Raw genomic sequence first — 24,110 nt, forward strand, 5'->3', positions numbered from 1 at the left:
ACGGGTAGCCGACTACTCGATTCGCGCGCGTCATCGGCCGTTTTCGACCTGGTTGAACGGAACGTCGCGATCGGCGGCGAACTCGCGGGGCATGCCGAGCACGCGTTCGCTGATGACGTTGCGCGCCATCTCGGTGCTGCCGCCCGCCAGGCTCCACGCCGACCGGAACAGGTAGTCGAGACCGACCCGGGTCGTGTCCGCCGCGTCGCCGGGGCTGTGGGTGGCCGCGGTGGAGCCGGCGATGCGTACCGCCATATCGGTTTGCAGCCAAGCGTTCTCGGCGGTGAACAGCCGGGTGATCGCTCCGGCGGAGGGCGGCAGGTCGCCGCAGGCGATCGCGCGCGAGACGTGCGCGATGAGTTGGTCGCGCACCACGTTCATGGCCCGTGCCTCGCCGATGTCCTCCCTCGTGCGCGGATCGTTCCAGCGTCCCGTGGCGCGGGCCAGCTCGAGCAGTTGGTCGGCCTCGCCGCCCAGATGCGGGCGCGCGCCGCTGGTGTACGGCGACGTGCCGCCCAGCGCGGCCCGTTCGTGGTAGAGCAGCCGGGACGCGGCGTCCCAGCCGCTGTCCACCTGGCCGAGCACCGCCTCCTCGGGCAGCGCGACGTCGTCGAAGAACTCCTGGCAGAACTCGGTCGAGCCGGTGACCTGTTTGATTCGCCGCACGGTGACGCCCTCGGCGTGCACCGGCACCAGGAACATGGTGAGCCCGCGGTGCTTGGTGACTTCCCAGTTGGTGCGGGCCAGGCACAGGCCGTAGTCGGCGGCGTAGGCGCCGGAGCTCCAGATCTTGGATCCGTTGAGGATCCAGCGGTCGCCGTCGCGCTCGGCGCGAGTGGTGAGCCCGGCGAGGTCCGACCCGCCGCGCGGCTCGGACAGGAACTGCGCCAAGATCTCCTCGCCGCGCAGCACGGCGGGCACGTGTGCGCGCTTCTGCTCCTCGGTGCCGAGATCGAGCAGGCTCGCCGCGCAGATGGCCAGCGTCGGCACGTTCAGCAGCAGCGGCATCTCGTAGGGCAGCGATTCCTCGGTGAACGCGCGCTGGTGGTCCGGGGTGAGACCGAGTCCGCCGTACTCCGCCGGGAAGCAGATCCCGGCGAAGCCGCCCTCGTGCAGAATCCGTTGCAGGTGCCGGGCGCGATCCCATGCCTCCTCGGTGTCGGACTTGTGGTCCGCGGCGGAGGCGGCAGGTAGGTTGTCCCGCAACCAGGTCCGCGCGCGGGCGCGGAAATCCTCGACGGGCTCCAGATCCGTATTCATAGTGTCGATGCCTTCCCAGAGGGTTCGATTCGGTTCACGCGGCTGCCGTGTCGAGCAGGTCGGTGATGTGGCGGCGGTGTTCCTCGGGCGTGCCGTACAGCGCCCGGCCCAGGGTGATCCGGCGCAGAGACAGATGCAGGTCGTGTTCCCAGGTGACGCCGATGCCGCCGTGCAACTGCACGCAGTCCTGGGCGATCACCGGCGCTTTCGCTCCCACATACGATTTCGCGATGCTGATCGCCTCGCCCGCGCTCGCCGGGTCGTCGTCCCAAGCCGCCGCGGCGGCGGTCGCGGTGGCTCGGCACGCCTCCAGCCAGGTCTTGTTGTCGGCCATCCGGTGCTTGAGCGCCTGGTAGGAGGCCAGCTGCCTGCCGAAGGTGTAGCGGTCGAACAACCAGGACAAGGTCGCGGCGAGGGCGGTGTCGGAGGCGCCGACCATTTCGGCGGCGGTGAGCGCGGCCGCGGTTCGCGCCTGCGCTCGAATCGCCGCCACGGCGGCGGTGCCCACCTGCGCCACCGCGTCCGCCGATACCGCGACGTCCTCGAACGTCACGCGCGCGGTGCGGCGGACCAGATCCAGAGTCCACGCGGGCGTGACGGTCACGCCCGGGGCATCGGCGCGCACCAGCAGCTGAACCGGGCCGTCGGCGCTGTCGGCGGTCACCAGGAACAGGTCTGCCTGGTCGCCAGCCTCCACCCGGTCCTTCACCCCGTTCAGCCGGAATCCGTCGCCATGGGGTTCGGCCCGGGTGTGCCCCGTGGCACCGGCGTCGGGGCAGAGTGCCGTGAAGCCTTCCCCTGGTTCGTAGACCGCCCACGTCGCGATCGTTTCGCCGGCGGCGACGGCGGTGACGACCTCGGCGAGACGACCCGCGTCCGAGGCGAGCCCGGCCAGGACGGCATTGGTCGTGACGAACGGACCGGGCGCGCAGGCGCGACCCAGTTCTTCGGCCACAAGGGCGAGTTCGGTCATCGGCCTGCCGGAAACTGTCCCGCCGCCGAGGTTTTCGGGAACCAGCATGGCCGTCCAGCCCAGTTCCGCCGCGCGTCGCCACCAAGTCCGGTCGAATCCCGTCGCCGATTCGCCGAGCGCGCGCACGGTGGTCACCGGGACGGTGCCCGCCAGGAAATCGCGGGTGGTCGACTGGAAAAACCGCTGATCGGCGGTGGGGTCGTTGGTCATGATGCCGGTCCTTCGGTTGACGCACAGCGCTGGATATGGAAATCTCATACTCACAGATGAGAGGCTTATTCTCAATCGCGGAAGTCAACCGGCGCACTCGCTGCTGAGCGGTGCCGGCCGAGGTGTCGAAGGGACCGTCGAGTGGTGAACAACTTCCAGGATCTGGACTTCTTCCTCGGGCAGGAGCTCGTCGCCGATCCGTACCCGTACTTCGACGCGCTGCGCGAGCAGTGCCCGGTGACGCGCGAGAAGCACCACGACGTGATGATGGTGACCGGCTACGAGGAGGCGCTCGAGGTCTACAACGACGTCGAACGGTTCTCCTCCTGCATCTCCGTCACCGGTCCGTTCCCCGGCTTCCCGGTGCCGCTGGAAGGTGCGACGGATGTCGACGCCCTCATCGCCGAGCATCGGGACACGCTGCCGATGAGCGACCAGCTCCCCACGCTCGACCCCCCGGTGCACACCGATCACCGCGCGCTGCTGATGCGATTGATCACCCCGAAACGCCTCAAGGAGAACGAGGAGGCGATGTGGGCGATCGCCGACCGGATGCTGGACCGGTACCTGGCCGAGGGTAAGGGCGACTGCATGCGGGAATTCGCGGGCCCCTTCACGCTGTATGTGATCGCCGATCTGCTCGGCGTTCCCGAGAACGATCAAGAGGAGTTCCTGCACGCGCTGCAACGCGATCCGCACCGCGAGGGCGCAAGCGTCGGCAGCACCGAGGGGCAGAGCATGTCGCACAACCCCATCGAATTCCTCTACACCAAGTTCTCCGAGTACGTCGAGGACCGCAGGAGGAACCCGCGAGGCGACGTGCTGACCAGCATGGCCATCGCGACCTTCCCGGACGGGCGCGAGCCCGAGGTCCTCGACGTGGTTCGGGTGGCGGCGAACCTGTTCTCGGCGGGCCAGGAGACCACCGTCCGGCTGCTGAGTTCGGCGCTGAAGATCCTGGCCGAGCGACCGGACATCCAGCGGTACCTGCGCGAGGACCGCAGCCGCATCCAGAACTTCATCGAGGAGTGCCTCCGGATGGAGAGCCCGGTGAAGGGCGACTTCCGGCTGGCCAAGGTCACCACCACGGTCGGCGGGACCGAAGTGCCCGCGGGCACGATCCTGATGGTGGTCAACGGCGCGGCGAACCGGGACCCGCGCCGGTTCGAGGATCCGACCAGCTTCGCGGCCGGACGCTCGAACGCGCGCTCGCACTTGGCTTTCGGGCGCGGGGTGCACACCTGCCCCGGCGCGCCGCTGGCGCGTGCCGAAGCACGGGTGGCCATCGAGCGGCTGCTAGAACGCACCACCGACTTCCGCATAGACGAGAGCGTGCACGGCCCCGAGGGCGCGCGCGACTATCGCTACCTGCCGACGTTCATCCTGCGCGGGCTCACCTCGCTGCACTTGGAATTCGACGTCGCGGAAGGTGGGACGCGATGAAGGTCGGCGTCGACGCGGATCGTTGCCGCGGACACGGCGTCTGTCTCGGCCTGTGCCCGGAGGTGTTCTCGCTGACCGACGACGGCTACGCCGAGGCCGCCGTCGCCGAGGTTCCCGGGCACCTCGAGGCACAGGTGCGGGAAGCGGTGCAGTCCTGCCCCGAGAGCGCGATCGTCGTCGAGTGAGCGTGTCGCCCGCCGAGCTGCGCGACGCGAGATCGCGGGGTACGCCGTGGCCGGTGCGAAGCCCGCTCCGGCGATCTTCGAGCGCGACCCTCCGGATGATCCGCGCGCACGGGCAGTCCTCGACGAGGTGCGCCGGTTCGCCGCCGGGGCAAGCGGACGAAAGCGATACGTGTGACCGCATTCGACGCGCATCGCGCCGCGCGGGCAGCTCGGGAGAGGGCTCGAGGCCGCAGCGGTCGGCAACCATCGACACGGCCATCCCCGTGTCGCTGCACCACGCTGCGCCGCCGGCCGCCCCGAGGTCCGCGCAGCGTGTTGCACACGCGCATCGAGTGGTCGACTCGGGCCGATCGCCGAATGATCAACTCAGGTCGCCTGTCGCACGCCCGCATGGATGGCGGCGTCCAGAATCCCCAGATCACCGCCCAGTTCGGTGACCAGCGCACGAGCCACCGCCACATCCTTGCGGAGGAATTCGCCCACCGAAGCGCGGAAGACCTCGACCGCTCCCTTCCCGGCGATACTGGTGACGGCGCGGCCACTGCTGCTGGCGTGCGGCAGGGCCGCCAGCAAGGTGGCCTCGTCCACTCCGAGTTGGTCCCCGAGCCGGACCGCGTCGGCGACCAACCCGATCTGCGCGGCGAACAGCGCGTTGTTGACCAGTTTCACCCGCTGCCCCGCGCCGAGCGGGCCGACATGCAGGACAGGATTCGCGTAGGCCCGCAACACTGTTCGCGCGCGACCGGCCGCCTCCTCGGTGCCGCCGAGGAAGACGGTGAGCTCGCCTGCGGCGATGTCGTGCGGTCCGCCGCTCACTGGCGCGTCTACCACCGTGACATGGGGAGCCGCGGCCGCGATATCGGCCACTGTCGCGGGACTCCCGGTGGTGTGCACGATCAGCACGGCCTTGCGGGGCATGGCGCGTAGCAGTGGGCCGTCGACACATACATCGCGCACTTGGTCATCGGTGAAGACGCACACCACAACGGCTTCCGCAGCGCGGGCGGCCGCGGTGACGGTTTCGACGGGTTCCGCTCCGGTCTCGGCGACCGCCGCGCACGACGGCGCGGACCGCCCGACCGCGCGTACGGTGTGCCCGGCCCGCACCAAGCGCTGGATCATCGGGTGGCCCATCCGCCCGGCGCCCACGAATCCGATGCGCACGCGTGGCTCCCCTCAGCGCTGCCGGTTCATCAAGCCGAGTGTCGCGTCGGCCGCGCCGAGCACGATCCCCGGCGTGATCCCGGCCGCCTCGGCCAATCCGGCCACCAAGCCGACGTCCTTGCGGAGCAGATCACCGGCGTGCGCGGCCAGCCGGTCCAAAGTGCCACCCGCGGAGACGATCCGGCCCAGCGCGAAACTGTTCGCGGTGCCGTGCGTGATCACTTCGCCGAGCCGGTCCGGGCTGATGCCCAGACCCTGGCCGAGCGCGAGCGTGCCTGCGGCGGTGGCGAGATTCGCGGTGAACAACAGGTTGTTCAGCAGCTTGGTGGCCTGTCCGGCGCCGATGCCGCCGAGGTGGACGATCGGGTTCGCGTAGGTTTCGAACACCGGGCGGCTGCGTTCGACGGCATCGGTGGCGCCGCCGACCATGACCAGCAGCCTGCCTTCCGCAGCGGCGGGGCCGCCCCCGCTGACGGGTGCGTCGATCACCGTGACCTGTTGTGGCGCGGCGAGTTCCGCCAGTTTCCGGCAGGTGTCCGGATGTACGGTGGAGTGCACGGCGACGATCGAACCCGGCGCGAGACCGGTCAAGACGCCGTTCTCCCCGGTGACCACCTCGCGTACGTCGGCGTCACCGACCACGCACAGGCAGACCAGATCGCTGTGGGCGGCCAGGGCGGCGGGCGATTCGGCCGTCGCGGCGGGGGTGTCGGCGAACGGCTCGAGCGATGCGGGCCGCCGCGCCCACAAGGTGGTCGGGTAGCCGCCCTCGACGATGCGGCGCGCCATCGGCGCGCCCTGACTGCCCAGCCCGATGAACCCGACACGCATCAGTGCACCTCCTCGGTGGTGGTTTCCGGCGCGGGGGCGGGCCGGTAGAAGATCGCGAGCAGTCCCGCCGTCGCCACCGCGGCCACCCCCAGCGCGATGCCGCCACCGGCCCAGCCGGTGATCGCGATATCGGCGGCATGATCCAGCGACAGCCGCCCCGGCCCGAGTAGCCCCAACGCCAGCGCGACCACTGCCAGCACGAGCACGTACTCGTAGCCGTCCTTGAAGACGAAGAAGCCGTTCGCCCGGTGCGCCAGCGCTCCGGCGACGAGCATGACCGAGACGACCGCCGCGGCCGCGAACGGCGTGAGCAGGCCGAGTACGAGCAGCGCGCCCGCACCGATCTCGGTGACCACGCTCAGCCACGCCTGCAGCGCTCCGTTGCGCAATCCCAGCCCGCTGAACCACCGTGCGGTCCCTGCGATCTTGCCGCCGCCTACCCAATGATTGACCCCGTGCGCGATCATGGTCACCCCCACGACCAGGCGCAACAGCAGCAGCGCGACATCGGTGACCTCCATGGCCTCACCTCCCCGGCCGCGCGGGCGCGCCGCCGTCGAATTGCGTCGCGGGACCGGTGAACGCACCGGTGGTCGCCGCGACGATGCACTCCTCCACGAAAGCGAGCATCTTCAGGTGGTATGCCGCCGCCGTGTAACCCAGGCTGGCGTTGTGCCCGGTGTCGGGTTGCAGATTGAGCACCACCCGCGGCGCCGACCGGAACAGCGCGCCGATGGACGTCAGTTCCTCGATGTCGTTGCGCCACACGGTTTCGTGATCACCTGCGGTGAACCGCACGGGGATTCGCACGCGCGCGGCCATGCCGGGGAATTCCTTCCCGGCCCAGTCGGTGATGACGGCGGCCTCCAACCGCGGACCCGGCACGGCGATCGCCGCACCCCCGACGAGTTCGGGTGGATACAACCGCCGCGGTCGCCACAGCAGCCCGCCGAGTCCGGCGGGCCGGGTGCCCTCCGGGCGCGGGCCCCACAGCACTTCCTGGGCTTCGGGATGGTGGGTTCGGCCGGTGCCTGCCAACTCGACGCCGAGCAGTTCGCGGCCCCGTTCGTCACCGGCCATGCGCATCGCGAGTTCGCATCCGGCCGAGTGCGCCAGCAGGAAGACGCCCGCACCGCGCGGACGGTCGTCGAGGTGGGCGTCGACGGCGCCGTACATCAGATCGACGCGCCGTAACGGTGCCGCGAGCTGGTCGCCGAACGGCCCGGAGGCGCCGTAACCGGGCCGGTCCAGCGCCAGGACGGTGTAACCCAGGCGTTGCGCGATCCGGAGCAGCGAGAGCTCCGGGTGCCCGGGGCAGTCGAAGTACGCGGAGGTGGTCGCGCCGCCGTGCAGAGCGACGAGCACCGCGCGCGGCGCGGGCGCCTCGGCGAGCAGCCCCGACACCGGGATGCCGTCGACGTGGGCGACCACTCGCCGCGGCGCCGCATCGTCCAGCGGGGTGAGATCGGATTCGGTGAGTGTCATGGGGTGCCCGTCGATGTCGCCGCGGTCAGGAATCGGAGCGGAGCAGCATCGCCCCGCCAGGTGTGAGCCCGCCGCTGGAGACGACCGCGACCCGCGCGTCGGTGACCTGCCGATCCCCGCCCGCGCCGCGCAGCTGCACCACGGCCTCGTGCAGGAGGCCCATGCCGTGTGTGCGGCCGTGGGAGAGCTGGCCGCCGTGCGTGTTGAGCGGGATGGCGCCGTCGCGGGCGATGTTCTTGCCGCCGTCGAGGAAGTCCTTGGCCTCGCCGATGCCGCAGAAGCCGAGCGCCTCGATCCAGGACAAGCAGTTGAAGGTGAACCCGTCGTAGAGTTCGGCGACGTCGACGTCCTGCGGCCGCAGGGGGGTGCGCGTCCACAGGTGCGCGGCGGGGCCCAGCACCTGCGGTTCGTGGGTGAGCGTGCTCTGGTCCCACTCGACGCGCTCGACGATCTGGGTGCCGACCGCCTCCACCAGGACCGGCGGGGCGGGCAGATCGCGTGCGGCGTCGATCGCCGAGACGATCACCGCCACCGCGCCGTCGCAGGGCACGTCGCAGTCGTAGAGCCCGAACGGAGTGGTGATCGGCCGCGCCGAAAGGTAGTCGTCCATGGTCATCGGGTCGCGGTAGACCGCGGTCGGCTCGAGTTCGGCGTTGGCGCGCTGGTTGAGCGCGATCCAGCCCAGCGTCTCGCGCGTGGTGCCGTAGCGGTGGAAGTGCCGCTGCGCGTTCTGCGCCAGGGTGTGGGCGGCGGAGACCGCGCCGAAGGGCGTCATCCAGCTCGTGGTGCGGCCACCGGACGGCGGGATCCGGCCCGCCTTGACCAGTTCGTTGAAGGTCGATTCCCACACGGTGCGGAAACACAGCACGTGCCGGGCCAGCCCGGCCGCCACCGCGGTCATCGCCGCGACCACCGAGCCACCGGGCCCGAAGGTCTCGATACCGCCGTTGTGCCAGCTGGGGCGCAGCCCAAGTGCCGCTTCCAGCGCGGTCACCCCGCCTTCGCCGAAGCCGCCGAGATTGCCACCGCCGGGGTAGGAGGCGAGGCCGTCGATGTCGTCGAGGGTCAGGCCCGCGTCGGCGACCGCGCGCTCGCACGCCTCGATCGTCAGCTCCAGCGGCGGCACCATGAGCCTGCGCCCGATGCGGGACATCCCGATCCCGGTGAGCGCCACCTTCTCCTCGAACTTGTCCTGCCGCAGCATCGGTCGCACGTGTTCGGCGAAACGCTCCGGCTCGATCTCGTCCACTGGCGGCGGGGCCGGCTCGGGTTGCTCGAGGACGGGCCGGAACAGCGGCAGCCAGACGTCGGCGTCCTGCTGGAAGGTCACCTCCACGCGCATGCCCAGCGTGAGGTCGTCCGGATCGGCGTCGACGATGTTGGTGGTCAACCGGACACGCGGATCCTCGATCAGCGCCACCTGCGCCACCACGTACGGCGGCCGCAGGCCGGGCACGGCGAAGCGGTGGTTCACCGTGAAGCTCGCCAAGGTGGCCGCGCCGGAGACCTCTCGCACCCCCAGATCGTGCCCGCGGCAGTACCGGCACACCGGCTGCGGCGGGTGGATGAGCGCCGTGCAGGATCGGCATTCCTGAATGCGCAGCGTGCCGTCGGCGCCGGAGGTCCAGAAGAACTCGGTGTCCAAGCCGAGCAGCGGCAGCGGCCGTCCCGACGGCTCGGCCGCCGTCGCCGGGGTCTTCTCCGCGTCTGCCACAGCGCCTCCTTGTCGTCGCAGCCGGTAGCCGCGTGCGGCCTGCGGCGGCCACACGCGGCTGAGGTCGTTCGGTTCCGTTCGTTCCCAGCGTTTCCGGTCAGATCTGCGCCGCGCCTTTGTGGACGGTGACCGGCTCGGCGAGCCGCTGCTCGTCGCAGACCCGCTGCAGCTTCTCCAGGGTCTCGTCGAGACCCGCGCCGAGCCGGGGACCGGGAGTGAACTCGGTGGGCAGATGGCGCATGCCCTGGATGACCGCGATCGTGTCGTAGTGCACGGTCTCCTCCGGGATGCACCGGAAGTCCGGCATCCGGTCCAGCACCGCGACCAGCATCCGCTTGAACACCGTGCGGGCGACGTTGGAGCCGATGCAGCGGTGGATGCCGAGCCCGAAACTATAGTGCCGGTTGCCTTTCCGGTCCAGGATCAGCGTTTCCGGATCCTCGAACACCGCCGGGTCGCGGTTGGCCATCGCCCACGACAGCCAGACCCGGTCGCCTTCCTTGAAGGAGGCTCCCGCCACTTCGCAGTCCTCCGCGATGGTGCGCGCGTCGCCAGGGGCGGGAGTGTAATAGCGCAGGAATTCCTCGGTGGCCGAGTCCAGCAGTAGATCCCTTTCCCGGCTGAGGGTTTCGCGCTCACCTGGATGCTGTGACAGCCATTCGAGCGCATGTGCGGTGAGCGCGGTGGTGGTGTCGAACCCGCCGCCGATGAGCAGGCTGAGCATGCCCAGGATCTCCAGGTCCGGCAACGGCTGCCCGTCGATCCGCGCCACGGCGACCGCGTGGATGAGCCCGGGACGAGGGGCCTCTCGGATCTCGGCGAGATTGGTCAGCAGGTCCAGGCCCATCGTGCGGTGCATCTCCGCCACACGCGGGTAATCCGGCGAATCCGGTGGCGTGTACACCGCGGCGTGCACCGGTTCGTTGTAGATGGTCCACTTTCGCAACGGGATGCCGAGCATGCCGAGCGTCAGCACGGCCGGCACGACGTTGGCCAGGTCGTCGACGAAATCGATGCGGCCGCTCTCGATCTTCTCGTCGATGGCCGCGCGCACCACCTCGTCCACGAACGGAATCCAGCGTTTGACGGCGGCGGGGGAGAGGTACGGATTGAGCGCCGAACGCAGTTCGCGGTGCTCGGGCTCGTCCATCTCCAGGATGCCGCCGCGGATGCCGCGGGCGCGGGGAGCCGGTGGGATGGAGATTCCCCGGTACCCCTTGCGGACTCCTTGCGGGTCGTGATCGTTCGAGAGGTGCGGGCAGCGCGCGAGTTCGAACACCTCTTTGTTGCCCGCGGCCACCCAGTGACCGTCGTAGGTGTCGGTCCAAGCGAGCGGGCACTCGCTCTGCATCGCCTCGGTGATCGATTGGAAGTTCTCCCGGTATTCCGGTGCGTAGCGGTCGAAATGGAACCGGGGTTGCTTGCGCTCGGTGCCGGTGACGTTCTCCACGGTCATGGTGGCGGCCCCTACTCGGCGATCGAGATCGCGCGTTCCGGGCAGGAGTGGACGGCCTCGCGGACCTGATCCTGCTGTTCGGCGGGGACGGACTCGCCGACCGGGGAGGAATGGCCGTCGATCTCGCTGAGTTCGAACGATTGCGGGGCGATCATCGCGCACAGCGTGTGCCCTTGGCAGCGCTGCTGATCGACTCGGACCTTCACGGTGTCTCTTCCTCTCAAATGTGGTAGTCGTACCACTTCAGGTAGCCGCCGGCGTCGACGCGCAATTGCGCGCCGGTGATATAGCGCGCCTCGTCGGAGGCGAGGAAAAGCACCGCGTCGCTGATGTCCTCGGGCTCGACGTAGGGGATCGGCATGGCCTGCTGCACATGGAAGGCGGGCTCGGCGTCCGCGCGGGTGGGATGCTCCAGGTCCGGGCGGAAGGATCGGTACATCGGTTCGCTCTGCAGCATCGGAGTGTTGCAGTTGGTGGGGTGGATGACGTTGGCGCGGATGTTCTGCGGCGCGATGTGCAGGGCGAGCGCGTGCACGTACTGCGCGAGACCGCGTTTGGCGACCACGTAGGCGATGCCGCCGGGATCCTTGCCGGGCTGGTCCACCTTGGCGACGTCCATCAGCGCGGCCACCGAGCCGGTGGCGATGATCGAAGCGCCGGCGCGCAGGTGCGGCAGCGCGGCCTGGATGGTGTTGATAACGCCGACCAGGTTGGTGTCGATGACATCGGACCAGGCCTGCCACTGCGGCGTGCCCTTCATACCCGCGATGCCCGCCTGGGCGATGACGATGTCCAGCCGCCCGAAGTCGTCGAGGCCGCGTTCCAGTGCGGCGCGCAACTGCCCGGCCTCGCGCACGTCGGCCTGTTCGGCGGCGATGCGGCGGCCGGTCTTCTCGACCAACCGCGCGGTCTCGTCCAGGTCCTCCCGGCGCGACAGCGCGTATCCGATCGTGTCGATGTCGTGGCAGATGTCCACCGCGATGATGTCGGCACCTTCTTGCGCCAGCCGTACCGCATGGCTGCGGCCTTGGCCACGAGCGGCTCCGGTGACGAAGGCGACCTTGCCCTCTACGCGTCCCACGGGCCTTCCTTTCGATCCAGCTCGGTCGTGCTGTGCCGCACAACGGTTCTCAGGTATTGCGTCCGCCGTTGACGCCGATGATCTGGCCGGTGATGTACCCGGCTTCCTCGGAGATCAGGAACGCGCAGGCAGCGGCGATGTCCTCGGGTGTGCCGACCCGGCGGACCGGCGTCCGCTGGATGTGGTCCTCGACGGAACCGCCGAGCCGGCGCGCCTCCTCGTTCTTGCGCAGCATCGGGGTGTCGATGAACCCGGGCGGCACCGCGTTCACGGTGATGCCGGACGGGCCCAGTTCCAGCGCCAGCGCTTTGGTCAGGCCGTTGACCGCCGACTTGGCCGAGACGTAATGCGTCATGAACGGCTGGCCCGAATGCGTGCTCGAGGAGGAGATGTTGACGATGCGTCCCCAGCCCGCCGCCAGCATGTCCGGCAGCACCGCCTGGACGCAGTGGAAGACGCCGTTGAGGTTGACGTCGATCACCCGCTGCCACTCGGCGAAAGAGATGTTCTGGAAGCGCTTGAATCCATCGACGCCCGCAGCGTTCACCAGCACGGTGACCGGACCGAGCTTGGCGCGGACGGCGGTGAGCGCGTCGGCGACCTGTTCCGGTTCGGTGACGTCGGCACGGTAGGCGAAGTCGTCGTCGGCGGGTGGATTGAGGTCCAGGGACGCGACGTGGAATCCATTGCTGCGCAACCGCTGTGCGATCCCCAGCCCGATACCGGACGCCCCTCCGGTGACCACTGCCGTCTTCACGCGCACGACCCCTCTCCGGTGCTCGGGCCGACCTGCGACCGGTGCTCGGACGGCTCCGCCGCGCCCTGGCTGCGTGTTGTGGCGACCACAAGAATCTCCCTTCCGAATGTGAGAACCGTACTCTCGTAAAGAGCGGATGCGCAAGAGTCGCGCCGCGGCCGCGTCGTTCGTGCCGACGGCGGCGCTCCGGGTGCCGCGGGTCGGCGATTGTGGCTGCGTTCCAGTAGCGCGAGTGTTAAATTCTCCAATATCGAGAATTGTATTTCCATATCCGGCGAGGAGACAGGATGTCAACGCAGGAACAAGCGATAGCGGTGGCGCGGCGGCTGCTGATCGACGGGCAGCTGGTCGAGACCGGGCGCACGCTCGCATCGCTCGATCCCGCCACCGGTGCGGTGTACGGCTACGCGCCGGAGGCCGGTGTGGCCGAGGTGGACGCGGCCGTCGCGGCGGCGCGGCGAGCCTTCGACACCACCGACTGGGCGACGAACCACGAGTTCCGGGCGCACTGCCTGAATCAGCTCTATCAGGCGCTGCGCGACAACGTGGAGGAGCTGCGTGAACTGACCATCGCCGAGGTCGGCGCCACGCGCACGCTCACCCACGGCAACCAGCTCGAGGTGCCGTTCGAGATCGTGCGCTACTACGCCGGACTGCTGGCGGACTACGGGTGGAGCGAGGACCTCGGCGTGGTCGAGATCCGCGGTCAGCGGCACCGGCGCTGGGTGGAGCTGGAAGCAGCGGGCGTGGTGGCGGCGATCGCCGCCTACAACTACCCCCATCAGCTGGCGCTGGCCAAGCTCGCGCCCTCCCTCGCCGCCGGGTGCACCGTGGTGCTCAAGGGCGCGCCGGACACTCCGCTGGCCACCTTGGCGCTGGGGGAGATCGTCGCGCGGCACACCGACATCCCGCCGGGTGTGGTGAACGTCCTGGCCTCGTCCGATGTCGAGGTGGGCAAGCGGATGACCACCCACCCGGATGTCGATGTCGTCACCTTCACCGGGTCGACGCCTGTGGGCCGTCAGATCATGGCCGCCGCCAGCGGCACGCTGAAGCGGGTCTTCCTGGAGCTGGGGGGCAAGTCGGCGATGATCCTGCTCGACGACGCCGACTACACCCAGGCCGCCGTGTTCGCGGCCTTCAGCGTGGTGACGCACGCCGGGCAGGGCTGCGCGCTGACCACCCGGGTGCTGGTGCCGCGGCAGGACCACGACAAGGTGGCCGAGCTGATCGCCGGCAATTTCGCGCACGTCAAGTGGGGCGACCCGGGCGATCCCAAAACCTATATGGGCCCGCTGATCAGCGAACGCCAGCGCGACAAGGTGCACGGCCTGGTGCAGCGCGCCGTCGAGGCGGGCGCCACGCTCGTCACCGGCGGCGAGAAGGTGGGTCCGGGTTACTTCTACAAGCCCACCCTGCTGGCGAATGTCGACCCGGACAGCGAGATCGCACAGGAAGAGGTGTTCGGGCCGGTGCTGACCCTGATCCCGTATACCGACGAGGACGACGCGGTGCGCATCGCGAACAACTCCATCTACGGCCTGTCCGGTGCGGTGTTCAGCGCCGACTCGCAGCGGGCGAAAGCGGTGGCGCGACGCGTCCGCACAGGCACGCTGAGCATCAACGGCGGCAACTACTTCCACCCCGACGCGCCGTTCGGCGGCTACAAGCAGTCGGGCATCGGCCGGGAGCTGGGCCGCGTCGGCCTGGAGGAGTTCTTGGAGCGCAAGACCCTGGCCGAGGTGGTCGCGTGAGCGCGCGCCGCGACAGGACGGCGACGAGCACGGGCGAGGTGTGATCATGAGCAAGCCGCTGGAGGGCATCCGGGTGCTCGAGGTCGCGATGTACGGATTCGTGCCTTCGGCGGGCGCCGTGCTCGCCGACTGGGGCGCCGACGTCGTCAAGGTGGAACACGCCGTCACCGGCGACCCGCAGCGCGGGTTGCGGCAGGTAGGGGTGTTCAAGGTCGAAGGCGATCCGAATCCCAATGTGGAGCATGCGAATCGGGGCAAGCGCAGCATCGGCGTCGACATGTCCGTGGCGGAGGGCCGCGAGGTGATCTACGACCTCGCCCGCCGCGCGGACGTGTTCCTGACCAGTTTCCTGCCGCAGGCGCGGACCAAGTTCGGCATCGACGTCGACGACATCCGCGCGGTGAACCCGGACATCGTCTACGCCCGCGGTAGCGCGCTGGGACCGCGCGGTGTCGAATCCGACCGGGGCGGTTACGACATGACGGCGTTCTGGTGCCGCGGCGGCATCGCGGCCACCGTCACCCCACCCGGCATCGAGGGCATGATCCAGCCGCCCGGCCCGGCGTTCGGCGACACCATCTCCGGCACCAATCTCGCCGGGGGCATCGCCGCCGCGCTGCTGAAACGCGAACGGACGGGGGAAACCTCGGTGGTCGACGTCTCGCTGCTCGGCAGCGGGTTGTGGGCCATGGGCCACACCGTCGCGTTGTCGGCCAGCCAGGACAAACCGCTGGTAGCGCCCGTCCCCGGCGCTCATGGCGCGCCGACCAATCCGCTTTCGGGGCTCTACGCCACCGCCGACGACCGCTACCTGTCGTTCGTGATGTTGCAGCCCGCCAAGTTCTGGGCGGACGTCTGCCGCCACATCGACCGACCGGAGCTGGCCGACGATCCGCGCTTCGCCGACGCCGTGCAGATCGCCGCGCACACCGCCGACGCGGTGCAGATCCTGCGCGAGGTGATCAAGGGACGCACCTTGGCCGAGTGGAGCGAGCGCTTCGCCACCCTGGCCGGACCGTGGGCTCCGGTGCAGGACTCGTGGCAGGTGACGCAGGATGCGCAGATCAGGGCGAACGAATACCTACTTACCGCAGGGGAATTGGAGCTGGTGTCCAGCCCGGTGCAGTTCGATGTCGGCGCACCGGAACTGCGGCCCGGGCCCGAATTCGCCGCCCAGACCGAGGAGATCCTGCTCGAACTCGGCCTGGATTGGGATCGCATCATCGCGCTGAAGACCGCGGGCGCGGTCGCTTAGGCGGGGGAGAGAGGGACCGATGCCGTACATCGCATCGCTTGGCACGTATCTGCCCTGCTGGGGTAGCCAGCGCAGCCGGGTTCCCGGCGACGACGAAGACGCCGTCACCCTGGCGGTGGAGGCGGGCCGATCCGCCGTCGCCGCGGGCGCGCCGGTGGAGCGCGTCGTGCTGGTGAGCCGTGATCTGCCGCTGGTGGAGAGCAGCAACGCCGCGGTGTTGCTGGCCGGTCTCGGACTGGATCCCGAACTGGAGGTCATCGAACGGCTCGGCGGCGCGCCCGCCGCGCTGGACGCGCTGAGCTCGGCGCGCCCGCGCACCCTGGTCATCGGTGTCGACCTCGAACCGGCGGGCGCGGCGGCGGCTTGGGTGTCCGACCGCGACGGCCTGCAGGTGCGCACCGCTGCGCGGGTGACGCGCAGCCTGCCGGTGCGCACGCGCAACGCGGTCGGCGCGGTGCACGACTACGGCGATCCCCGGCTGCTGCACGAACGAGGTCTGGTCGCCTCGCTGTCGGCGGCGTGGCTGGACACCCCGGTCGCGGTGGCGGGGGTCGATCACAAGCAGGCGGCGGCGCTGTGCCTTGCCGCCCCGCCGCAGCTACCGACACTGGGCGCGAGCGCCGGGCTGTTCGCGCTCGCGGCGATGGCCGACTGGGGTGCGGCGGGACTGCTGGTCGGCGTGGAGCAGGCCAATCTGTCCGGGATCATGGTGGTGCCCGGAGTGATTCGGGTGCGGCGCAACGAACCGCCCGCGCGGGCGCTTCCGGAGGTGGTGTCGCTGCCCGGTGCGGACCTGCCGATCTCGCTGGCCGCCTACGAGCGCGCGTTCGAGGCCAAGGTCCGCTGGGAAGCGGGCAGGCACGGCGAGAGCGCGGAGCTGGACTTCCCGCCCCGCTACCGGGTGGGCCCGGACGGCGCTCTCGGCACCGACTACACATTGGTGCCGTTGCCAAGGACCGGCAGCGTCTACGCCGAGACGACCGTGCGCATCCCGGTGCCCGGCCTGAAGAGCCCGTACTCGCTGGTGATCGTGGAACTCGACGACGTCGGTGTCCGCGCACTGGCCAAGGTCACCGGCGCGGACCCGGGCACGGTGTCCATCGGCGCCCGCGGGCGCATGGTCCTGCGCCGGGTGGCGGTGCGCTCCGGCGTGCCGGACTACGGATACGCGTTCGAACCGGAACCGGAGGCGGCATGAGGAACGTGGCCATCGTCGGCGCGGGGATGACGCCCTTCGCCGAACATTTCGCACTCGGCATCCAGGACCTGCTGCTCATGGCGTTCGCCGAATGCGCGGCCTCGGTCGACAAGGGACTGCGCACGACCGACCTGCAAGCCGCCTGGTTCGGGGCCATGGGCACCACCGGTGGTTTCCCGGCCGGTGTGCTGGCCGACGCGCTGGATCTGCCGGACCTGCCGGTCACGCACATCGACAACTCCTGTGCCACCGGCAACGACGCGGTCCGCAACGCGCTGTTCGCCATCGCCTCCGGCGCCGTCGACGTCGCGCTCGTGATCGGGGCGGACAAACTGCGAGAGACGGCTCAGAAGGACCTTCTGCGCGAATGGGAGACGCTGACCAGGGACAACGCCTGGGATTATCAGCTCGGCCTGTTCGCCCCCGCCGGTTTCGCGTTGCACGTCAACCGTTATCTCTACGAGTCCTCCGCGACGCGGGAACACTTGGCGATGGTCGCGGTGAAGAACCATCGGCACGGCGCGCGGAACCCCAAGGCGCGCCTGCGTTTCGAGATCACCCTGGAACAGGCGTTGGCCGCGCCGATCGTCGCCGATCCGTTCGGCGTGTACGACTGCGTCCCGCAGAGCGACGGCGCCGCGGCCCTGGTGCTGGCCGCCGAGGACGTGGCGGACCGCTACACCGACAGCCCGGTGTGGATCCGCGGTGTCGGGCTGGGCCTGGATTCGGTGATGCACCAGCACAAGCGGGACATGACCACCTTTCCCGCGACGGTGCGGGCGGCGCGCGCGGCGTTCGCGATGGCCGGCCTGGGCCCGGCCGACGTCGACGTCGCCGAGGTGCACGATTTCTTCACCGGCATCGAGCTGATCAGTTACGAGGATCTCGGTTTCGCCGAGCGTTTCGAGGCGCACAAACTGGTGGAGGCGGGCGGCACGGCCGTGGGCGGTGTGCTGCCGGTCAATCCAAGCGGCGGGCTGAAGACGAAGGGACATCCGCCCGGCGCGACCGGCGTCGCGCAGTGCGTCGAGCTGTTCGAGCAGTTGCGCGGCACCGCGGTCAACCAGGTGGACGGTGCGCGGATCGGTTTGGCGCACAACCTCGGTGGGCCGACCGCCGTGTCGGCGGTGACGATTCTGGAAGGGCCGCGCTGAGGCGGGCCGCACAGCCGACAGCCCCGGTGCCCGACGGTTTCGAGCCGTCGGGCACCGGGGCTGTCGCCGCTCAGAGACCAGCAGGCGCACTACGAGACCAGCAGGCGCACTACGCCGGCCTCAGCTCGCACGGGCGGCGTAGGCGGCGGCGTATTCCTTGCGTGACCTGGTCGAGGTGTCGACGTCCGTCGCTTTCGCTCGCAGCGCGCCCACGGTCGCCTGCTCCTTCGGGATGTGCGCGAACGGATCCCAGTCGAAGTGGCGGGTGGCGTTCTCCCAGGTGATCTTGTGGATGTCGGCGTCGTCGGCGCCGGCGGCCTGCAGTTCGCCGAGCACGAACTCGGGGGCGTTGGGCCAGATCGAGTCCGAATGCGGGTAGTCGCATTCCCACGCGATGTTCTCGATGCCGATGTCGTGGCGGAACTTCAGCGCGGTCTTGTCGGTGACATAGCAGGCGAGCACGTGCTCACGGAACACCTCGCTGGGCAGCTTGCCGCCGAAGTCGCGGCGCAGCCAGCGCTGGTTGGTGTAATGCCGGTCGGAGCGGTCCAGGAAGAACGGGATCCAGCCGACTCCGCCTTCGGACAGCGCTACCTTCAGTTTCGGGTAGGTGCGGAACGCGGGCCCCCACAACAGATCCTGGGCGGCGATCAGCGAGATGCTCGGCGCCAGCACCATGAGGTTGTCGATGGGGGCGTCCTGCGCCAGCCGCAGCACGCCGAAGCCTTGGCCGATGTGCAGGTTCATCACGGTCTCGTTGTCCGACAGGGCCTCGAACACCGGCGCCCAATAGTCGAGATCGTGGTAGCTGGGCAGGCCGTCGATGTGCGGCAATTCCGGCATGGTCACCGAATGGCAGCCCTTTTCCGCCAGCCGCTCGATCTCGGCGACCGCCAGCGCCGGATCCCACATCGGCAGGATCCCGATCGGGATGAACCGGCCAGGGTAGGCCCCCGCCCAGTCCTCGATGTGCCAGTCGTTGTACGCCGAGATCATCGCGACGGTGATCTCGTCCTGGCCGCCGCGGCTGAGATGGCCCGCGCTGAAGCCGGTGAAAGTGGGGAAGCACATGGAGGCGAGCACGCCGTTGGCGTCCATGTCGCGGACGCGGTCGTGCACGTTGTAGACCGCGGGCCGCATCTCGGCGTATCCGGCCGGGTCCCGGCCCCATTCCTCGGCGGGCCAGGTGACGACGGCGTTGAGACCGGCCACGCCGGTTGGCCGGTCCCGGTACACCCACCGATCGATGCCGTTCTCGTCGACGACGACCTTCGGGGCGAAATCGGCCCACTTCTTCGGAACATGGCGGTCGAACATATCGAGCGGCTCGACCACATGGTCGTCGATGCTCACCAGGATCAGGTCGTCGATGTTCACGTGACTCCTCGCTGTTCGTGCGCTGCGCCAGGGCTGCGTACCGACGGTTCGAAACGATAAATCTTCATTGAAGAGAATGCCACTCTCGTATCTGCATTAGACGATACACCCCGCGTCCCGACCAGGTCGACAGTCCGGAGCGTCACGATGGACGACTGCCCCGCTGGGTGGCCTGTCGATCAGTGGAAATGGCATTCTCGGGCACGCCGTATTCCGGCTCACCCCAATGGAATCAGCGGAAATCCGTGGCATCGGCGAAATGACCCCGCTGCTGCTCGACCGAACGGACTAACCGATCGCCACATGCACCGGTGTGCCGTCCACGACCGTGGCCGCCGCCAGATCCCTGTCCGGAACGCCGATGTCGTGCGGCGGTACGCGGAGCAAGGTGAGATCGGCGAGTTCCCCTGCGGCGATGGCGCGTGGCACGGTGGGGCGGTCGGGATGTCCGGAGAACAGGGCGAGTGCGGCGGGAAGCGATATCCGCTCCCGCGCGGGTTCGCGCTCGATGGCCGCGCGCACCACCCTCCACGGGTCGGCGGCGCCGAACGGGGCGTCGGTTCCCGCCGCGACCTGGACCCCGGCGGCCAGCAACGAGCCGAGCCGCCACAGATCGCCTTGCTCATCGGCCGCCACCTCGCGGGCGTACTGCTCGGCGCGCTCCACCGGGAAATGGGGTTGGGTCACCACCGGAACGCGCTTGCGGCGCAGCCATTCCAAGAGATCTTCCGGCACCATGGCGCCGTGCTCGATCCGGTCACCGGCGAGTACCCCCGCTTCGTCGAGGGCGGTCATGGTCAAGATCAGCTGTACCCGGGTCACACAGTGCACCGCGACGGGCCTGCCCGCCGCGTGTGCCGCCCGGACCTGTGCGACGAACTCCGGCAGGGAGGGAAGCGTTGTGTCATCGAGCAGGATCTTGGTCGGCCCCAGCGCGAAGCGCGGCTGCCCAGGATCGGTCACACCTGGTGGCGCCATGCAATGCACACGCTGCCGAATCGTCCTGTCCGCCACCGCTCGGGCCAGCGCGTCGACGTCCTTCTGCGGCATTCCCGGGGTGGCGTCGGTGTATCCGGTGATGCCAGCGGCCGCGGCTCGGGCGCTGATCAGCGCCGGATCGGCCGAGGTGGACGGAACCCGTGCGCCGAGCCAGGAGTCCATTCGCCACAGACGGCCGTTCGCGTCGCCCAGCGGGTCGCGCTCCACTCCCGGCAATACGCAGTCGTGCACCCGGGTCTCCCGACAGGCGCGGGTATTCAGCACCCACAGTGCGCCGGATCGGTGCTGAATCCGCACCGGCCGTTCCGGGATCAGATGGTCGAGCACCGAGCGGTCGAGCGCACCCGCGACGCTGTCGTGGTAGTCGACGCCGCGAATCCACTGTCCCGCGGGTAGTTCGGCGTCTGCGCGGCGCAGTGTCGCGGCGAACTCGGCGGCGTCCCGCACCTGGGGCGGGCCCACCGGCACGGACCCGGTTCGCGCGGCGAGCGCCCGCAGATGGATGTGGTGATCGTGCAGTCCGGGCAGCAACCAGCCGCCGTGTGCGTCCAGATCCTCTTCGCCGAACACCGGACGCAATCCGGTGCCGCATTCGATGATTCGCCCGTCACGCCAGCGCACGTCGGTGTGCGGGCTGCCGGACAGCGTGGCGTTGCGAATCAGCATGTGCGCTCAGGCCAGGTACCGGACCACGTGGTCGGCGACGCAGGCGGGCTTGTCCGCGCCCTCCGCGGTGATCGTCACGGCGCGCTCGACCTGGATCCCGCCGGGCACATCGGTGACGGCGGTGAGCGTGACGGTGCCGCGCACCCGGCTCCCGACCCGGACCGGGCTGATGAAGCGCACCTTGTTCAGCCCGTAATTGATCGCCATCCGGGCCGAGGTCACCGACATCAACTGCTGGCTGATCGGGGCGAGCAGGGCGAGAGTGAGGAACCCGTGCGCGATGGTGGCGCCGTACGGGCCGTCCGCGGCGCGGTCGACGTCGACGTGGATCCACTGGTGATCGCCGGTCGCCTCGGCGAACAGGTCGATGCGCCGCTGATCGATCTCGTGCCACTCGCCGGGCCCGAGCACGGTGCCCACCGCGGCGCGCACGGCGTCGAAATCACGGAACTGGGTCATGCGGCATCCTTTCGGCGGTCGGCGTCTGCACGATATCCGGCGGCGCGCAAACGCCCTAGCGCAGCTGGTCCTTCATCACCTTGCCCGTCGCGTTGAGCGGCAAGGTGCGCAGGAAACGCACCGAGCGCGGAACTTTGTAGCCCGCCATCCGGTCCCGGCTCCAGGCGATCAGCTCGTCTTCGGTGACCTGGCGCTTGGTCACCACGAAGGCCCGGCCGACCTGCCCGAGCCGCTCGTCCGGCACACCGACGACGGCGGCCTGCGCGACCGCGGGATGTTCCAAGAGAAATCCCTCGATCTCGGCGGGATAGGCGTTGAACCCGCCGACGATGAACATGTCTTTCTTGCGGCCGACGATGCGCAACCTGCCTTCGGGATCGAGATCGCCCAGATCGCCGGTGTGCAACCAGCCCTCGGCATCGATCGCCTCGGCCGTCGCCCGCGGATCGTCCAGATAACCCTGCATCACGCTGTAGCCGCGGACCAGGACTTCGCCGTCATCGGCGATCCGGATTTCGACGCCGTCGCAGGCCTTTCCGACGGTCGTCGCGATCTGCTCGAAGGTGTCGCCCGGCCGGGACGCGGTCGCGGTGCCCGCCTCGGTCAGACCGTAGCCGGTCATGATCGACTGGAACGGAAGTTCCTCGCGCACCCGGCGGATGAGTTCGACCGGGATGTCGGCCGCCCCGGTCACCGCGGTCCGCAGCGAGGACAGATCGTGCTCGCCCGCGGCCTCCAGCAGCGAATGGTAGAGCGTGGGCGGGCCGGGCAGCATCGTGATCCGCTCCCGCGCCACGAGGTCGAGCACCCGGTCGACGTCGAACACCGGGATCGGCAGGATCGTCGCGCCCCGGACGAGCGAGGCGACGAGACCCGCTTTGTATCCGAAGGTGTGGAAGAACGGGTTGACGACCAGATAGCGGTCGCCTTCCCGCAGGTCCGCGAGATCGCACCACTCCGCGTAGAGCCGCAGCGTCTGCTGGTGGTTCATCATGACGCCCTTGGGGCGTCCGGTGGTGCCGGAGGTGTAGAGGACATCGGCGATGTCGGTGCTCGCTACGTTCCGTTCGAACGGCGCGCCGCTGTCCAGGAAATCCGACTTCAGATCGATCACCGGCACCTCGGCGGCGCCGCGGTAGTCCGCGCCGAGAAAGCCTTGCTGCACGAGCACCGCCTTGGCTCCACTGCGGCGGATGACGTCGCCCGCCTCGTCGGCCTTGAAGCGGGTGTTCACCGGCACCAGCACGCCACCGGCGGTGAGCAGGCCGAACGCGGCGACGATCCATTCCGCCGAGTTCGGCGCCCAGATCGCCGCCCGGTCGCCCTGCTCGATCCCCGCCGCGGCGAACGCCCCCGCGGCCCGGCGCACCCGGTCCGCGAGTTCGGTGAAGCTCCACCGCAGCTGTCCGTCGACGACCGCTTCGGCGTCGCCGAAGCGGTCGGCCGCGCTCGCGACCAGCTGCGGGATGGTCTCCCAGGTCATACCTTCAGCAGCCGTGCGAGATTGCCGCCCATGATCTTCGCCTGGTTCTCCAGCGGCATGTCCTTGATCTCGTGGATGTAGCGCGCGGGCTCGGCCAGGCCCTCCGGATGCGGCCAGTCGGAACCGAACAGCACGTGATCGGCGCCCATCACGTCCGACAAGCGCTGCAGATCCTCCTCCCAGAACGGGCTGACGTAGAGGCTCTGCTTGATGGCCTCGATCGGGTCACGGAAGCCGAAGCCCTCCGGCGCCTTCTTGTACACATCGGACAGCTGCTGCAGCAGCGGTTCCAGCCACGCGGAACCGTTCTCGATGACGGCGATCTTCAACTCCGGGAAGCGGTTCAGCGCGCCGTGGCAGACCCATGACGCCACCGCGTCGGTGACCGGCCGCCACTGGTTCGTCATCGCGAAGGTGTTGGTCTGGAACGGCAGCATCTCCAGGCTGTTGCCGTCCCACTCGGCGTCGAAGCGCGAGTAGCCGCTGTCGGAGGAGTGCATGGTGACCAGGACGTCCAGCTCGACGACCCGCTTCCAGAACGGATCGAATTCCGGCAGCGCGAACGAGCGCATGCCCTTGAAGCCGGGCACCGGCGCCGGGCGCACCAGGATGGCTTTCGCGCCGTGTTCCACGACGGCCCAGTTCAGTTCGGCGATGGCACGTTCCACGATCGGCAGCGTGATCACCGGAACCGTGAAGATACGGCCGGAGTGCACGAAGCTGCCGTCCTGACCCCAGTCGTCGAGCATCCACCGGTTCAGCGACTCGATCACCGCGTGGATCAGCTCGGGATGGTGACGCATGCGCTCTTCGACCAGGCTGGCCAGGGTCGGGAACATGAGCGCGCGCTGCAGTTGCAGGTCGTCCATGACCTTCAGTCGCGCCTCGGGATTGCGGAAGGCCTCGATCGCCTTCATCGACTTGCCGAAGATCTCCCGCCGGCTCTTGCCCTCGGGGTTGCCGTTCTTGAAATACTCCTCCATCGCGCCGGGACGGGCGACGACCTCGAAGGTGGGGTTGGGGATGTACTCGCTGATCTGGCCGAGCACCGCGATCTTGGTGCGGCCGTTGATCTCGACGTACTGGATCGCCCCCTCGTATTGCTTCGGCAGGTGCCGGGTGAGGGCTTCCTTCGTCTCGTACAGGTGGTTGTCGGCGTCGAAAAGCTGATAAGGCAGGTCGACTCTGGTCATGGAATCCTCCTTG

The 24,110-nt window shown here is 69.3% G+C and carries 22 protein-coding genes; 6 read left to right on the plus strand and 16 right to left on the minus strand.

Annotated features, from left to right (window positions below):
* Positions 1-30: 30 nt before the first annotated feature.
* Together ACWESM_RS09450 and ACWESM_RS09455 are read right to left on the minus strand one after the other, a co-directional pair.
* A complete protein-coding gene (locus tag ACWESM_RS09450; RefSeq protein ID WP_452491269.1) occupies positions 31-1,260 on the minus strand; it encodes an acyl-CoA dehydrogenase family protein in 1,230 nt (409 codons plus the stop codon).
* Positions 1,261-1,294: 34 nt separating this feature from the next.
* Positions 1,295-2,443 carry an acyl-CoA dehydrogenase family protein gene (locus ACWESM_RS09455; RefSeq protein WP_452491270.1) on the minus strand — a complete coding sequence of 383 codons (1,149 nt, stop codon included), beginning with the start codon at positions 2,441-2,443 and terminating at the stop codon, positions 1,295-1,297.
* A gap of 141 nt (positions 2,444-2,584) precedes the next feature.
* On the opposite strand from ACWESM_RS09455, the gene ACWESM_RS09460 reads away from it, so the two are divergent.
* Both ACWESM_RS09460 and ACWESM_RS09465 read left to right on the plus strand, forming a co-directional pair.
* Positions 2,585-3,886: a cytochrome P450 gene (locus ACWESM_RS09460; RefSeq protein WP_452491271.1), complete on the plus strand. Its 1,302-nt coding sequence runs from the start codon at positions 2,585-2,587 to the stop codon at positions 3,884-3,886.
* Entirely contained in the window at positions 3,883-4,071 is a 189-nt protein-coding gene (locus ACWESM_RS09465) for a ferredoxin (RefSeq protein ID WP_452491272.1), read from the plus strand. Before ACWESM_RS09460 ends, ACWESM_RS09465 begins: the two co-directional genes overlap by 4 nt.
* Before the next feature lie 366 nt (positions 4,072-4,437).
* Here the strand turns inward: ACWESM_RS09465 and ACWESM_RS09470 are convergent, their stop codons facing one another.
* The 9 genes from ACWESM_RS09470 to ACWESM_RS09510 all read right to left on the minus strand — a co-directional run bounded on the left by ACWESM_RS09470 (position 4,438) and on the right by ACWESM_RS09510 (position 12,559).
* The gene (locus ACWESM_RS09470) at positions 4,438-5,235 is read right to left on the minus strand and encodes an NAD(P)-dependent oxidoreductase (protein WP_452491273.1); all 798 of its coding nucleotides are present in this window, start codon (positions 5,233-5,235) and stop codon (positions 4,438-4,440) included.
* 12 nt (positions 5,236-5,247) lie between these two features.
* Entirely contained in the window at positions 5,248-6,066 is an 819-nt protein-coding gene (locus tag ACWESM_RS09475) for an NAD(P)-dependent oxidoreductase (RefSeq protein WP_452491274.1), read from the minus strand.
* Positions 6,066-6,587 (minus strand): DoxX family protein, encoded by a 522-nt coding sequence (locus ACWESM_RS09480; RefSeq protein WP_452491275.1) that lies wholly within the window; start codon positions 6,585-6,587, stop codon positions 6,066-6,068. Before ACWESM_RS09480 ends, ACWESM_RS09475 begins: the two co-directional genes overlap by 1 nt.
* Positions 6,588-6,591: 4 nt before the next feature.
* The gene (locus ACWESM_RS09485) at positions 6,592-7,551 is read right to left on the minus strand and encodes an alpha/beta fold hydrolase (protein WP_452491276.1); all 960 of its coding nucleotides are present in this window, start codon (positions 7,549-7,551) and stop codon (positions 6,592-6,594) included.
* A 25-nt stretch (positions 7,552-7,576) separates the two neighbouring features.
* Positions 7,577-9,265, minus strand: a complete 1,689-nt coding sequence (locus ACWESM_RS09490) for a thiolase C-terminal domain-containing protein (protein ID WP_452491277.1) — start codon at positions 9,263-9,265, stop codon at positions 7,577-7,579.
* Between the two features lie 97 nt (positions 9,266-9,362).
* Positions 9,363-10,721, minus strand: a complete 1,359-nt coding sequence (locus tag ACWESM_RS09495) for a cytochrome P450 (RefSeq protein WP_452491278.1) — start codon at positions 10,719-10,721, stop codon at positions 9,363-9,365.
* 11 nt (positions 10,722-10,732) lie between these two features.
* Positions 10,733-10,927 (minus strand): ferredoxin, encoded by a 195-nt coding sequence (locus ACWESM_RS09500; RefSeq protein ID WP_452491279.1) that lies wholly within the window; start codon positions 10,925-10,927, stop codon positions 10,733-10,735.
* 14 nt (positions 10,928-10,941) lie between these two features.
* Positions 10,942-11,802 carry a mycofactocin-coupled SDR family oxidoreductase gene (locus ACWESM_RS09505; RefSeq protein WP_452491280.1) on the minus strand — a complete coding sequence of 287 codons (861 nt, stop codon included), beginning with the start codon at positions 11,800-11,802 and terminating at the stop codon, positions 10,942-10,944.
* Between the two features lie 49 nt (positions 11,803-11,851).
* A complete protein-coding gene (locus ACWESM_RS09510; RefSeq protein WP_452491281.1) occupies positions 11,852-12,559 on the minus strand; it encodes an SDR family NAD(P)-dependent oxidoreductase in 708 nt (235 codons plus the stop codon).
* A 287-nt stretch (positions 12,560-12,846) separates the two neighbouring features.
* Here ACWESM_RS09510 and ACWESM_RS09515 point away from each other — a divergent pair, with 287 nt between their 5' ends.
* Genes ACWESM_RS09515 through ACWESM_RS09530 form a run of 4 tightly spaced genes read left to right on the plus strand, consistent with a single transcriptional unit; the run spans position 12,847 to position 17,920 of the window.
* The gene (locus tag ACWESM_RS09515; RefSeq protein ID WP_452491282.1) at positions 12,847-14,313 is read left to right on the plus strand and encodes an aldehyde dehydrogenase family protein; all 1,467 of its coding nucleotides are present in this window, start codon (positions 12,847-12,849) and stop codon (positions 14,311-14,313) included.
* Positions 14,314-14,359: 46 nt separating this feature from the next.
* Complete coding sequence (locus ACWESM_RS09520) at positions 14,360-15,568, plus strand: CaiB/BaiF CoA transferase family protein (protein ID WP_452491283.1); 1,209 nt, start codon at positions 14,360-14,362, stop codon at positions 15,566-15,568.
* Between the two features lie 19 nt (positions 15,569-15,587).
* The gene (locus ACWESM_RS09525) at positions 15,588-16,766 is read left to right on the plus strand and encodes an OB-fold domain-containing protein (RefSeq protein WP_452491284.1); all 1,179 of its coding nucleotides are present in this window, start codon (positions 15,588-15,590) and stop codon (positions 16,764-16,766) included.
* Positions 16,763-17,920: a thiolase C-terminal domain-containing protein gene (locus ACWESM_RS09530; RefSeq protein ID WP_452491285.1), complete on the plus strand. Its 1,158-nt coding sequence runs from the start codon at positions 16,763-16,765 to the stop codon at positions 17,918-17,920. The genes ACWESM_RS09525 and ACWESM_RS09530 overlap by 4 nt, the downstream gene beginning before the upstream one ends.
* A 120-nt stretch (positions 17,921-18,040) precedes the next feature.
* Here the strand turns inward: ACWESM_RS09530 and ACWESM_RS09535 are convergent, their stop codons facing one another.
* From ACWESM_RS09535 to ACWESM_RS09555, 5 genes are all read right to left on the minus strand, one after another.
* A complete protein-coding gene (locus tag ACWESM_RS09535; RefSeq protein ID WP_452491286.1) occupies positions 18,041-19,297 on the minus strand; it encodes an amidohydrolase family protein in 1,257 nt (418 codons plus the stop codon).
* Between the two features lie 288 nt (positions 19,298-19,585).
* Positions 19,586-20,962, minus strand: a complete 1,377-nt coding sequence (locus ACWESM_RS09540; RefSeq protein WP_452491287.1) for an amidohydrolase family protein — start codon at positions 20,960-20,962, stop codon at positions 19,586-19,588.
* 6 nt (positions 20,963-20,968) lie between these two features.
* A complete protein-coding gene (locus ACWESM_RS09545) occupies positions 20,969-21,421 on the minus strand; it encodes a MaoC family dehydratase (RefSeq protein WP_452491288.1) in 453 nt (150 codons plus the stop codon).
* A gap of 55 nt (positions 21,422-21,476) precedes the next feature.
* Complete coding sequence (locus tag ACWESM_RS09550; protein ID WP_452491289.1) at positions 21,477-22,904, minus strand: FadD3 family acyl-CoA ligase; 1,428 nt, start codon at positions 22,902-22,904, stop codon at positions 21,477-21,479.
* Positions 22,901-24,097, minus strand: coding sequence for an amidohydrolase family protein (locus tag ACWESM_RS09555; RefSeq protein ID WP_452491290.1), 1,197 nt, complete (start codon positions 24,095-24,097; stop codon positions 22,901-22,903). Before ACWESM_RS09555 ends, ACWESM_RS09550 begins: the two co-directional genes overlap by 4 nt.
* Between the last annotated feature and the right edge of the window lie 13 nt (positions 24,098-24,110).

Source organism: Nocardia sp. NPDC003999 (genome assembly GCF_053604885.1).